11 protein-coding genes are annotated in these 12,974 nt (G+C 72.1%); 10 read left to right on the top strand and 1 reads right to left on the bottom strand.

All coding sequences use genetic code 11. From position 1 onward, the window contains the following. The first annotated feature begins 33 nt into the window (after positions 1-33). The 10 genes from M1D55_RS10355 to gspF all read left to right on the top strand — a co-directional run bounded on the left by M1D55_RS10355 (position 34) and on the right by gspF (position 11,151). Complete coding sequence (locus M1D55_RS10355; RefSeq protein WP_456282142.1) at positions 34-564, top strand: prepilin-type N-terminal cleavage/methylation domain-containing protein; 531 nt, start codon at positions 34-36, stop codon at positions 562-564. Continuing rightward, the gene (gene gspI / locus M1D55_RS10350; protein WP_006580259.1) at positions 561-995 is read left to right on the top strand and encodes a type II secretion system minor pseudopilin GspI; all 435 of its coding nucleotides are present in this window, start codon (positions 561-563) and stop codon (positions 993-995) included. The genes M1D55_RS10355 and gspI overlap by 4 nt, the downstream gene beginning before the upstream one ends. Continuing rightward, the gene (locus M1D55_RS10345; protein ID WP_064574628.1) at positions 973-1,656 is read left to right on the top strand and encodes a PulJ/GspJ family protein; all 684 of its coding nucleotides are present in this window, start codon (positions 973-975) and stop codon (positions 1,654-1,656) included. The genes gspI and M1D55_RS10345 overlap by 23 nt, the downstream gene beginning before the upstream one ends. 7 nt (positions 1,657-1,663) lie before the next feature. Further along, a complete protein-coding gene (gene gspK, locus M1D55_RS10340) occupies positions 1,664-2,683 on the top strand; it encodes a type II secretion system minor pseudopilin GspK (RefSeq protein WP_456282141.1) in 1,020 nt (339 codons plus the stop codon). Between the two features lie 298 nt (positions 2,684-2,981). Then, entirely contained in the window at positions 2,982-4,442 is a 1,461-nt protein-coding gene (gspL, locus tag M1D55_RS10335; protein WP_456282140.1) for a type II secretion system protein GspL, read from the top strand. Further along, positions 4,442-5,026: a type II secretion system protein M gene (locus tag M1D55_RS10330; protein ID WP_064575076.1), complete on the top strand. Its 585-nt coding sequence runs from the start codon at positions 4,442-4,444 to the stop codon at positions 5,024-5,026. The genes gspL and M1D55_RS10330 overlap by 1 nt, the downstream gene beginning before the upstream one ends. Further along, entirely contained in the window at positions 5,026-5,856 is an 831-nt protein-coding gene (gspN, locus tag M1D55_RS10325; protein WP_064574633.1) for a type II secretion system protein N, read from the top strand. The genes M1D55_RS10330 and gspN overlap by 1 nt, the downstream gene beginning before the upstream one ends. 52 nt (positions 5,857-5,908) lie before the next feature. Next, entirely contained in the window at positions 5,909-8,293 is a 2,385-nt protein-coding gene (gene gspD, locus M1D55_RS10320) for a type II secretion system secretin GspD (protein ID WP_064574635.1), read from the top strand. 30 nt (positions 8,294-8,323) lie between these two features. Then, positions 8,324-9,916, top strand: a complete 1,593-nt coding sequence (gene gspE, locus M1D55_RS10315) for a type II secretion system ATPase GspE (RefSeq protein ID WP_456282139.1) — start codon at positions 8,324-8,326, stop codon at positions 9,914-9,916. Between the two features lie 17 nt (positions 9,917-9,933). Continuing rightward, positions 9,934-11,151: a type II secretion system inner membrane protein GspF gene (gene gspF / locus M1D55_RS10310; RefSeq protein ID WP_023264354.1), complete on the top strand. Its 1,218-nt coding sequence runs from the start codon at positions 9,934-9,936 to the stop codon at positions 11,149-11,151. Between the two features lie 239 nt (positions 11,152-11,390). On the opposite strand, the gene M1D55_RS10305 is transcribed toward gspF, so the two are convergent. Then, positions 11,391-12,800 (bottom strand): NYN domain-containing protein, encoded by a 1,410-nt coding sequence (locus M1D55_RS10305; RefSeq protein ID WP_456282138.1) that lies wholly within the window; start codon positions 12,798-12,800, stop codon positions 11,391-11,393. Positions 12,801-12,974: the final 174 nt, after the last annotated feature.

Below are 12,974 nucleotides of genomic sequence, written 5' to 3'. Positions count from 1 at the left end.
GCGTCCCGCCGCAGGCCGACGCCCGTCTTCATCATGGCCACCGGCCCGCACCGCCCACAACACCCTCGGCGCCCTCACTGCGCCCATTGCACGCGGCCGCCGCACAGGCGGCCGCGCGGCTTCACGCTGATCGAACTGCTGGTCGTGATGGTGCTGGCCGGCATCGTGGTGGCGATGGTGGCGATCAACGCCACGCCCAACGAGCGCGGCCGCGTTCTCGACGACGGCCAGAAGGTGGCTCGCCTGTTCGAGCTCGCCCAGGAAGAGGCGCAGCTGCGCGCCCGGCCGCTGGCCTGGGAGGCCGACCCGCAGGGCTGGCGCTTTCTGGAGGCCACGCCTTCGGGCTGGATGCCGCTGCTCGACGACGTGTTCGCGCCGGGCCAGTGGCGGCTGCCGCTGGACCAGGTCGCGGTGACCGCCGGCGCCGCCGGCCAGGCCGGCGCGCGGCTGGTGTTCGGCCGCGAATGGATCGATGCGCCGCGGCAGCTGGTGCTGGTACGCGGCAACATCCGCGTCGAGGTGACCGGCGACGGCACCGGCCGCTATTTCGCCAGCGCGCAATGACTCCGCCCCGCTCCACCCGCCGCGCCCGCGCTGCTCGCGCAGCAACGCCGAGCCGCCGGCGCGGCTTCACGCTGATCGAGGTACTGGTCGCGCTGACGATCCTGGCGGTCGCGCTGACCGCCGCGATGCGGGCAATGGGCTCGATGATCGAGGCCGGCGGCTCGCTGCAGCAACGCATGCTGGCCGGCTGGAGCGCCGACAACCAGTTGGTCGCGCTGCGCCTGACCAAGACCTGGCCCGAACCCGGCACGCGGGGGGCGCCATGCCCGCAGGGCGGTATCGCGCTCTATTGCGAGCAGACCGTCGCGCCGACCCCGAATCCCGCCTTCCGCCGCGTCGAGATCGCGGTCTATCCGTCCGCCGAGGACCGCTCGGTCAGGCTCGCCTGGCTGGTCACCATCGTTCCCAATGAAACGCGCAACCTGCTCTGAGGCGCGTGGCTTCACGCTGATCGAGATGCTGGTCGCCATCACGCTGCTGGCGGTGATGGCGGTGATGGGCTGGCGCGGCCTGGACGCGATGACGCGCGGCCGCGAACGCCTGGTCGACCATGACCAGCGGCTCGACGCCTTGAAGCTGCTGTACGGGCAGTTCCAGACCGATTGCGAGAACCTGGCGCGCCCCGAGGCGCTGCAGCAAAGCCCCGTCGAACTCGAGGACGGCCGGCTGCTGCTGGTGCGCGATCGCCGCGAGCCGGGACTGCCCGGCGCGTGGCAGGTGGTGGCCTACCGCGTCGAGAACGGCGCCGTGGTGCGCGCCGCCTCGCCGCCGCTGGACAACCGCCAGGGGGTGCAGGCGGCGCTGATCGCGCTGCGGCAGCCGGGCGGCGGCGGCGAGCTGGTGCGCCCGCTGGTGCCGAACGCGGAGGGGCTGGCCGCGCGCGCCTGGGTCGAGCCGGGCGGCTGGCGCGATACCAGCGGCGAGCTGCGCGCCGCGCTGCGGATCGGCGCGGCCAGCGCGGTGCCGGCCAGCAATGCGCAGATCGGCGTGCCGGCGGGCGCGCTGCGCGGGCTGGAACTGGTGGTGCTGGCGCGGATGGGCGACGGCGACACGCCACGCCGCTTCGACAAGCTGTGCATGACCGGCCAATGAGCGCGCGATGAACGGGACTGCTCGCTTCCCTGCCCTCCGACGGCAAGCCGGCCGCCACCGCGGCGCGGCCGTGGTCACCGCGCTGCTGATCGTCACGCTGGCGGTCGTCGTCGTGTCCGGCCTGCTGTGGCGCCAGCAGGTACAGATCCGCTCGGTCGAGAACCAGCGGCTGGTGGCCCAGGCCGCCTGGATCGAACGCGCCGCGGTCGACTGGGCGCGGCTGATCCTGCGCGACGACCTGCGCCGCTCCAACGTCGACCATCTCGGCGAGCCGTGGGCGGTGCCGATCGCCGAGACGCGGCTGTCGGACTTCCTCGGCGCCACGCTGCGCACCGACCGCGCCGGCGAGACCTCGTTCCTGTCCGGCCGCATCCTGGACGCGCAGGCCCGCTTCAATCTGCGCAACCTGATCACCACCAGCGCGGGCGCCAACGGCGGCATCTCGGTCACCATCGACCCGGCCGGGCTCGCGGCCTATCGGCGCCTGCTGCGCGTGCTGGGGCTGAACCAGGGGCTGGCCGAGGCGACCGCGCGCTATCTGCTCGAGGCGGAGCGGGCCGGCGCCGGTCGCGCCGCGCCGCGGCCGCCCGACAGCCTGGCGGACCTGATGGCCATCTCCGGCTATGAGCCGGACATGCTGCCGGTGCTCGAGCCCTTCGTCGACCTGCTGCCGGATCGCACGCCGGTCAACGCCAACACCGCCGACCCAGAGGTGCTGGCCGCGGTCATCGACAAGCTGCCGCTCGATCGCGCCCGCGAACTGGTGCGCCAGCGCGATCGCGCCTATTTCAACAACGTCGGCGACCTGCAGACCCAGCTGCGCGCGATCGCGCCGCAGGCCGATGCCGGCGTCGGCACCGCGCTGGAGACGCGTTCGCACTACTTCCTGATCTACGGGCTGATCCGCCACGAGCGGGCGGTCCGGATGCAGGTCTCGCTGGTCCGGCGCGCCGCGATCCTGGGCAGTGCCCAGGCGACGCAGGTGGTCTGGACCCGCGACCTCGAGCGGATGCCGGAGCTGCGCTGATGGGCAGGATGCCGATCGCCGCCGCCCTTTGCCGCGAACGCGCGAACCGCCGGCACGGCGGCCTGCCGCACGCTCCCGAAACGGTTGACGCGAATCCGCCACAAAGGCAAGGTATGCTGATGCCTTGGCGGAAAGGCATTTACCGGCACCCGGCTAGGCAAGCGGCGATCGCCGCCGGCACAGCCGACACCGGGCCGGACCGTGCCCCGGCACGGAACCGGGCCAGATTGCAGACGCGCCGCCACGCCGTCGACGATTCCGCCATCCATCTTCGCTGCCGCGCAGTTCCAAGGAAACCTTGAGCACCACCCTGTTCGTCCGCCTGCCGCATCGCCCCCACGATCAACCGCAGCCCTGGCGCTTCGGGGCGATGCCGTTCGCGCTGGTGCGCGATGCCGTGGCCGCCCAGGGCCGGCGCGAGCGCGCTCCCGCCACGGGCCATCTGCTGCGCGAGGGCCACGCGCCGATCGCCGAGCTGCCGCCGGCCGACCGGCTGGTGCTGATCGTCGCCGCCGCCGACGTGCTGGTGACCACCGCCGCGGTACCGCCGCTGGCGCCGAACCGGCTCAAGCTGGCGCTGCCGAACCTGGTCGAGGATTCGCTGGCAGCCGATGCCCAGGCGTGCCATATCGCGGTCGGGCCGGAGGCACCGCAAGCCGCTGCCGATGCCAGCAGTGCGGCCGCCGCCGCGCGCGGCCCGCGCCGCCGCCTGCTGATGGTGACCGAGCGCGCCTGGCTGCGCGCGGTGCTCGACGCCTTCGCCGAACATCGCCATCGCCGCCGCCATCTGCTGGCCGCACAGTTCTGCCTGCCGCTGGCGGCGGCCGAGGATGAAGACGCGGCCGCGCCCAATGCATCCGCCCCAGCCGGTCCCTCTGCCACGTCCGAACCCGCCGCCCCGTCCGAGCCGCCCGCCACGCTGGCGCTCGAGGCCGCCTCCAGCGCGCTGGCCGCCGCGGCGCCGCTGCTCGAAGGCGAGACGGACACCGGCCACGCCGCGCCGGTCTGGCAGCTGACCGTGCGCACCGACCGCTATCAGGGCTACGGCCTGCTGCTCGGCGACGACGCGCTGGCCGCCTGGCAGGCGCTGGCGCCGGCCGGCGTCTGGTACGGGGACCGCAAGGCGGCCGCGCTGCCGACGCTGAACTCGGTACGCCCGCTCGGCTGGCCGGTCTGGATCGAAGGGGCGCAGGCCAGCCTGCGCGAGAGCGCGCTCGATCTGGCGCAGTTCGACTTCGCGCAGGGCCGCGCCGACCGCTGGAATCTGCGCGCCTGGCGCGCGCCGCTGGCGCTGGCCGCCGCGCTGCTGCTGGTCCATCTGGCCGCGCTGAACATCCACTGGCTGATGCTGCGCGGCGAACAGGCGCGGCTGCAGCAGGCCCAGACCCAGCTGCTGCGCAGCGCCTTCCCGCGCATGCCGGTGGTGGTCGACCCGCCGCTGCAGATGCGCCGCCAGGTCGAGCAACTGCGCCTGGCCAGCGGCCGCAGCACGCCCGACGATTTCCTGCCGCTGGCCGACCGCTTCGCCCAGGCCGGCCGGCAGCTGGCCCCAGACGCGCTGCTGGCGCTCGAATACCGCGGCAAGACCCTGCACGCGACGCTCAAGCCCGGCACCGACACCAATGCGCTGCGCCAGGCCGCGCGCCAGGCCGGCCTGTCGATGGAAGAGGACCGCGCGCCCGCCGAGCCCGCCCGCTCGGGCGGCGGTCCCGCGCCCGCCGGCTCGCGCTGGATCATCAAGCCGGGAGCGCTGTCATGATGCGCACCACCTCTTCCGCCGGCCTGGCCGCGAAGCTCGGCAAGCTGCGCCCCCGCGTGCCGGCGCGCTGGCGCGAACAGGCCGAGGCCTTCTGGACCGCGCGCAATCCGCGCGAACAGGCGCTGCTGGGGATCGGCGGCGCGCTGCTGGCGCTGACGATCGGCTACAGCGTGCTGTGGGAGCCCGCCGCCGAAGGCCGCGAGCGGCTGCAGAAAAGCCTGCCGCAGCTGCGCGCCCAGCTGGCCGAGATGGAAACGCTGGCGCAGGAGGCGCGCGGGCTGTCGGCCAGCCCTGCGCCGGCGCTGCGTGGCGAGGCGCTGGTGCAGGCGCTGCGCGACGGCCTCGCCCAGCACGGCCTGAGCGCCAGCCGCGTCGCGCCGACCGGCGACAACACGATCCAGGTGCAGCTCGACAAGGTGCCGTTTGGCGCGGTGGCGGCCTGGCTGTCGGACGTGCGGCAGCAGCAGCGCCTGAAGGTGACCGACGCCCGCATCGTCTACGTCGGCGCCACCGCCATCGTCAACGTCACCGCGACCTTGCAGGGACCCGGGGCCGGCCCCGAGCGTCCGGGCGGACGCAGTTGATGGCGCGGCTGGAAGCGCTGCGCCTGCGGCGACGCGAGCCGCGGCCGGCCCGCCGCCGCGGCCTGCTGCGCTGGACGCTGCTGGGCCTGGCCACGGTCGTGGTCACGGTGATCGCCGCGCTGCCGGCCGCCTGGATCGCCGACGCGGTCGCCAGCCGCACGGAGGGCCGCGTGCTGCTGGCCGATGCCGCCGGCTCGCTGTGGCGCGGCAGCGCCACGCTGGCGTTGTCCGCCGGCAGCGGCAGCCGCACCGCCACGGTGCTGCCCGGCCGCCTGCAGTGGCAGGTCGCGTTCTGGCCGCTGTTGACCGGCTCGCTGCGGCTGGTCGCCCAGCACACCGAGGCAATGCCGGCGCCGGTCGCGGTCACGGTGACGCCGTCCGGCTGGCGCGCCCAGTCCGGTTCGCTGCGGCTGCCGGCCTCGCTGCTCGAAGGCATCGGCGCGCCGTTCAACACGCTGCGCCCGGACGGCGCGATGCGGCTGGACTGGAGCGCGCTGGAGGGCCGCTTTCGCGCGGACGCGGGCAGCGGCGGCCGGCCGGCCGGACTGTACGGCCATCTGACGCTTCGCATCGACCAAGTATCATCGGCCGTCAGCCGGCTGCGGCCGCTCGGCAGCTACCGCGCCGAGATCGACTGGACCGGCCCCACCGGCATGCTGCGGCTCTCCACGGTGGCGGGGCCGCTGCACCTGGAGGGCAGCGGACCGCTGGGCCGCCAGGCGCGCTTCGAGGGCACCGCTCACGCGGATCCCGACGCCGCGAATCAGTTGGCCTCCCTATTGAGCCTGCTGGGAAGACGTGAGAACAATGTGACCAGGCTGCGCTTCTGATCCGGCGCAAGGCAGCACGCCAAGCACCGGGCCGCGCAACCAACCGACGCTTATGACGACAACAGACCGACGCCCCATCCTGCCCACCGCCTGCGCGCGCGCCGTCACGGCGCTGTGCGCCCTGTCGCTGATGGCGCCGGCCCCGCTCTGGGCGCAGGCACCCGGACAGGCGAGCCCCGCCGTGCCGGCCCCGCCCGACGTCACGCCGCGCAACCGCGACGAGGTCGTGCTCAATTTCGTCAACGCCGACCTGGAAGCGGTCGTGCGCGCGGTGGGCCAGGCCACCGGCAAGAACTTCGTGATCGACCCGCGCGTCAAGGGCACCGTCAATCTGGTCACCGAGGCGCCGGTGTCGCGGGCGCAGGCGCTGGAAACGCTGGGCTCGGTGCTGCGGATGCAGGGCTATGCGATGGTCGAGGCCAACGGCTTCACCAAGGTCGTGCCCGAGGCCGACGCCAAGCTGCAGGGCTCGCCGACCGTGGTCGGCGCCGGCGCCAGCCGCGGCGGCCAGGTCGTGACGCAGGTGTTCCGGCTGAACTACGAGTCGGCCAACGCGCTGGTGCCGGTGCTGCGCCCGATGATCGCGCCGAACAACACGATCACGGCCTATCCGGCCAACAACACGCTGGTGATCACCGACTACGCGGACAATCTGCGGCGCATCGGCCGGATCATCGCGGCAATCGACGCGCCCGCGTCGGGCGAAGTCGAGCTGATCCCGCTGAAATACGCGATCGCCAGCGACGCCGCCGTGGTGCTGCAGCGCCTGCTCGATCCGGGCGCGGCCGGCGGCGCGCCGGGCGGCGCCGCGGGTCCTGCGGTCGATGCCAGCCTGCGCACCTCGGTCGTCGCCGAGCCGCGCAGCAACGCGCTGCTGGTGCGCGCGACCAGCCGCGCGCGCCTGCAGCAGGCGCGCCAGCTGATTGAGAAGCTGGACCAGCCGCACGCGCGCCCGGGCAACATCTGGGTGGTGCCGCTGAAGAACGCCGACGCGGTCAAGCTGGCGCCGACGCTGCGCGCGATCGTCGCCGCCGATGCCAGCTTCAACGTCGCCCAGCAGGGCCAAGGCGGCATTGGCGGGATCGCCGGCGCCGCCGGTGGCGCGGCGGGCATGGCCGGCGCGCAGAACATCGCCGCGCCGACCGGCCAGTTCACCGGCGGCACGACCGGCATGGGCGGCTACGGCCGCACCGGCAGCACCGGCGGCGGCTTCGGCGGCGGCACGGGCGGAACCGGCTCGGCCTTCTCCGCCTCGTTCGCGCCGAACCAGATTCCGACCACCGGCGGCATCATCCAGGCCGATCCGTCGACCAACTCGCTGATCATCACCGCCAGCGAAGCGGTCTACCGCAGCCTGCGCGCGGTGATCGACGACCTCGACGCGCGCCGCGCGCAGGTCTACATCGAGTCGATGATCGTCGAGGTGACCTCGACGCAGGCGGCCGAGCTCGGCATCCAGTGGCAAGGCATCCTCAGTTCGGCGGGCGGCAACAACAACTTCTTCGCCGGCACCAACTTCGGCACCGGCGGCAGCAACATCATCAACCTGAGCGGCGCGGTCTACGACATCTCGCAGAACGGCGCCGCGGGGATCGAGCGGGCGGCCGGGCTGGTGCCCGACATCGGCGGCCTGAACCTGGGCGTGGTCAACCGCGCGCTGGGCCTCGGTGCGCTGCTGCGCGCGCTGGGCAGCCAGGGCAGCGTCAACCTGCTGTCGACGCCGAACCTGATCACGCTGGAGAACGAGGAAGCCAAGATCCTGATCGGCCAGAACATTCCGATCACCACCGGCTCTTACGCGCAGAACAACGCGGTCGGCGGCGGCACGCCGTTCAATACGTTCGACCGCAAGGATGTCGGCATCACGCTGCGGGTCAAGCCGCAGATCACCGATGGCGGCCTGGTCAAGCTGCAGATCTACCAGGAGTCGTCGTCGGTGGTGCCGGGCACCACCAACCTGATCCAGGGCCCGACCACCAATGTCCGCTCGATCGAGACCAATGTGCTGGTCAACGACGGCCAGATCATCGTGCTGGGCGGCCTGATCGAGGACAACTACGGCGACGGCGTGCAGAAGGTGCCGGGGCTGGGCGACCTGCCGTGGATCGGCGGGCTGTTCCGCTACGAGAACAAGTCGCGCGCGAAGACCAATCTGCTGGTGTTCCTGCGCCCCTACGTGATGCGCACCTCCGGCGCGACCGACCGCATCACGCAGGACCGTTACGGCTATATCCGCGGCGAGCAGCAGGGCTTCGTTTCGCCGAACATGATGATGCGCGACACGCAGACACCGGTGCTGCCGCCCGCAGACGCGCCGGCCGCGCCGTTCGTCGATCCGCGCAACAATGGGCCGGTGCCGGGTCCGCTGCCGCTCGAGCAGACGCTGCCGCCGCCGGGCCCGACCTCGCGCGCGCCGAACCAGGGCGAAGGCGCCTGAACGCGGGCCGACCAGAGACAGGCGATCACCATGGCGACAGTCCCCTCTTCCCTTCCCGGCCCGGCAGCCGATCCTGCGCTTGGCGCGGCCAACGCCAACGCCGCCGCGGGCGCAGTGGGCGCCATAGACACGCCGCTGTCCTCGCCGATCGCGGCGCGCCTGGTGCCCTACGGCTTCGCGCGCGAGGCGAGGCTGCTGGTCGCGCACCAGCGCGCCGACGGGCTCGAGGTCTGGGTCAGCCGCGCGACCTCGCCGGCGGCGCTGGCCGAGCTGGCGCGCGTGCACGGCCCGCTGCATCTGCGCGTACTCGAGCCGGAAGCGCTCGAACGGGCGATGTCCGACGCCTACAACCGCCAGGACGGCACCGCCGCGCAAGTGGTCGGCGAAGTCGAGGGCGAGGTCGACCTGTCGCGGCTGATGCAGGACATTCCCGCGGTCGAGGACCTGCTCGAATCGGAGGACGACGCACCGATCATCCGCATGATCAACGCGCTGCTAACGCAGGCCGCGCGCGAAGGCGCCTCGGACATCCATATCGAGCCGTTCGAATCGGCCTCGGTGGTGCGCTTTCGCGTCGACGGTACGCTGCGCGACGTGGTGCGGCCGAAGAAGGCGCTGCACGGCGCGCTGATCTCGCGGATCAAGATCATGGCCCAGCTCGACATCGCCGAGAAGCGGCTGCCGCAGGATGGCCGCATCACGCTGCGGGTCGGCGGGCGGCCGGTCGACGTGCGGGTGTCGACGCTGCCGACCGGCCACGGCGAGCGCGCGGTGCTGCGTCTGCTCGACAAGGAGGCTGGCCGGCTCGACCTGGCCAAGCTCGGCATGGCGCCCGCGACGCTGCACGCGTTCGACGAGCTGATCCGCCAGCCGCACGGCATCGTGCTGGTGACCGGCCCGACGGGCTCGGGCAAGACCACCACGCTGTACGCGGCGCTGTCGCGGCTCGATGCGCGCACCACCAACATCATGACGGTCGAGGATCCGATCGAGTACGACCTGGACGGCATCGGCCAGACCCAGGTCAACGCGCGCATCGACATGACCTTTGCCAAGGCGCTGCGCGCGATCCTGCGCCAGGACCCGGACGTGGTGATGATCGGCGAGATCCGCGACCTCGAAACCGCGCAGATCGCGGTGCAGGCCTCGCTGACCGGCCACCTGGTACTGGCGACGCTGCACACCAACGACTCGGCGTCGGCGGTGACGCGCCTGGTCGACATGGGGATCGAGCCCTTCCTGCTGTCGTCGTCGCTGCTCGGCGTGCTGGCGCAGCGGCTGGTACGCCGGCTGTGCCCGCAGTGCAAGCGCGAGGAGACCATCACGGTAACGCCGGCGCAAGCGCAGACGCTGCTGGCCGAGGGCAAGCCGTTGCAGAAGCTGTGGCACCCGGTCGGCTGCGACAAGTGCGGGCAGTCGGGCTACCAGGGACGGATGGGCGTCTACGAGCTGCTGGTGGTCGACGACCGCATCCGCACGATGATCCATCGCCAGACGCCCGAATCGGAAATCAAGCAGACCGCGCTCGCCAACGGCATGCACACGATGCGCGGCGACGCGCAGCGCTGGATCGACAGCGGCGCGACCTCGCTGGAAGAGGTGCTGCGCGTGACACGCGATTGATCCCGTTGACCTGAGCCATGCCAGCCTATCGCTACGAAGCCGTCGACGCCGCCGGCAAGACCGACCGCGGCGTGATCGAGGCCGACAGCCCCAAGCAGGCCCGGACGCATCTGCGCACGCGCGGGCTGACTCCATTGACCGTCGATGCGCTGGGCAGCGCGGCGCAGGCCGCGCGCGGCACCGCCGGCGGCTTCGGCCGCAAGCTCTCGACCCAGGAACTGGCGCTGTTCACGCGCCAGCTGGCCAGCCTGATCGTCGCCGGCCTGCCGCTCGACGAAGCGCTGGGCGCGCTGGCCGACCAGGCCGAGCGCGCCTACGTGCACGAGTTGCTGGCCGGGGTGCGCGCCGAGGTGATGGGCGGCAGTTCGCTGTCGGTCGCGCTGATGCAGCATCCGCGCGACTTTCCCGATATCTATCGCGCGCTGGTCTCGGCCGGCGAGCATTCGGGCCACCTGGGCCTGGTGCTGGAGAAGCTGGCCGGCTATATCGAGACCCGCAACGCGCTGACCGCGAAGATCCGGCTGGCCTTCACCTATCCGGCCATCGTCACCGTGGTGGCGTTCGCGATCGTGATCTTCCTGCTGTCGTACGTGGTGCCGCAGGTGGTCAGCGTGTTCGCCAACACCAAGCAGAAGCTGCCGTTGCTGACGGTGATCATGCTGGCGCTGTCGGATTTCGTGCGGCAATGGTGGTGGGCCGCGCTGATCGTGCTGGTGCTGGCGGTGATGGCGGTCCGCGCCCTGCTGCGCCAGCCGGGCGTGCGGCTCGAATGGCATCGCTGGCTGCTGACCGCGCCGCTGGCCGGCAAGCTGATCCGCGGCTACAACACCGCGCGCTTTGCCAGCACGCTGGCGATCCTGGTGTCGGCCGGCGTGCCGATCCTGCGCAGCCTGCAGGCCGCGGGCGAGACGCTGGGCAACGAGGCACTGCGCGCCAACGTCGACGACGCCACCACGCGCGTGCGCGAGGGTTCGTCGCTGGCCCGCGCGCTGGCCGCGCAGAACCAGTTTCCGCCGGTGCTGGTGCACCTGATCCGCTCGGGCGAGGCCACCGGCAATCTGCCGACGATGCTGGAGCGCGCCGCGCAGGGCGAGGCGCAGGAACTGGAACGGCGCACGCTGTTCCTGACCAGCCTGCTCGAACCGCTGCTGATCCTGACGATGGGCGTGGTGGTGCTGCTGATCGTGCTGGCGGTGCTGATGCCGATCATCGAGATCAATCAGCTGGTGAGGTAGCGGGCCTGACACGGGCTCCGCGGAGATTAAACCGCCTCCCTCTCCCCAACCCTCTCCCCCTGAGGGGGAGAGGCAGAACACCGTCGGTACACGGCGGAGATTTGCCTCTCTCTCTGCCCCCCGATCGCTCCCTGATGCCAGACCGGCTGACCCGAAGTGGCACACCGCTGGTCTTCTCCCCTCTCCCGCTTGCGGGAGACGGGTGGGAGGGCAAGCGGCGTTCGCTGTTGCGGGCAGGCTTATTCCGCTGCCGCCGTCTTCTTCGCCGCGCGCTTGCGCGGAGCCGTGCTGCGGCGCTTGCGGGCCGGCGGCGCGGGCTCGGCGGCCTGCGCCGATTCGGCGGTCTCGACGGGCTGCTCAGGCTCCGCGATTGCTGGCGCTTCCGCACCCGGTACCTCCAGCGCTTCGCTGGCCGCCGCCGGCGCGGCAAACACCGTGCTGTCGATCGGCCAGGGCGTGTCGCTGAGCTTCACGTCGGGGCGACGCGAGCCGCGGCGGCCGCGCGACGAGCGCGGCGGCGCGGCGGGTTCCGGCGTGGCGGCATGGCCGGCGGTCTCGATGACATCGGCCGCAACGGGCTCGTCCGCCTGCAACGGCTCCGGCGCAGGCACCGGTTCGCCGATCTCGAGCTGCGTCTGTTCGGCCGCTACGGCGGACGTGGTGGATACCGCTGCCTGTGCCGGGGCGGCGTGGCCACGGCCGCGTCCGCCTTGCGTGTCGTGGCTGCCCTGCCCCTGGCCGCCTTGGCCACCCTGGCCGCCCTGGCCGCCCTGGCCACCTTGACCTCGTTGCTCGCCCTGGCTGCGCTGCTCGCCGTGCCCACCCTGGCCGCGCTGATCACCCGCATGCCCCTGCCGCTCGCCACCGCGTTGTTCCGCAGGGCGCTGCTCGCCGCGGCGCTTGAGCCGGACCCAGATGGTCTTGTTGTTGCCGCCGTTGCGGGTCTCGACCTCGAACAGGCCGGTCGCGGCAACCAGCTCCGACAGCTTGCCGTAGCCGTAGTTGCGCGAATCGAATTCGGGCGCCTGCTTGGCGATGTGGGTGCCCATGCTGCCCAGCGTGGTCCAGCCTTCCTCGTCCGAGACCGCCTGCGCGGCCGATTGCAGCAGCCGTACGAGGCGCGTGTCCTGCCGTAGCTCGCCGCCGCTGCGGCGGCGCGCCGGCGCAGCGGCCTCGTCCGCTTCGTCGGCACCGACGTCGCCGCGCAGCAGGTCCGAGTAGATGAACTTGTCGCAGGCGGTGACGAAGGGCTTGGGCGTCTTGCGCTCGCCGAAGCCGTAGACCGTCAGGCCCTGCTCGCGGATGCGCGAGGCCAGCCGCGTGAAATCGCTGTCGCTGGAGACGATGCAGAAGCCGTCGAATCGGCCGGTGTACAGCAGGTCCATCGCGTCGATGATCATCGCGCTGTCGGTGGCGTTCTTGCCGACCGTGTAGCGGAACTGCTGGATCGGCTGGATCGAATGCGACAGCAGGCATTCCTTCCAGCCCGACAGATTGGGCTTGGTCCAGTCGCCGTAGATGCGCTTGACGGCGGCCACGCCGTACTTGGCCACTTCGGCCAGCAGGCCTTCGACGATGCCCGGTCCGGCATTGTCGGCGTCGATCAGAACGGCCAGGGTCGCGGTGCCCTGGCGAGGATTTGGATTCATCGGTTTGTCCTGGGGGAGCGGTCGCTCCAGCAGTGGGAGGTTGCACCACCGCGGCGGGGGGCATCCGGCGGACGCCGCCCGCTGCCGGGCTTGGATGCAGTGCAGTGTACACGCCGGGGCTTGTCCATTCGGGAAATCGCCGAGCCGGAAGGGGCTTGGGATGCTGCGCCGCAG

It is taken from the genome of Cupriavidus sp. JZ107, from assembly GCF_053903255.1.
The sequence above is the reverse complement of the archived record's forward strand: the minus strand, read 5'-3'. Positions and strand labels throughout refer to the sequence as shown.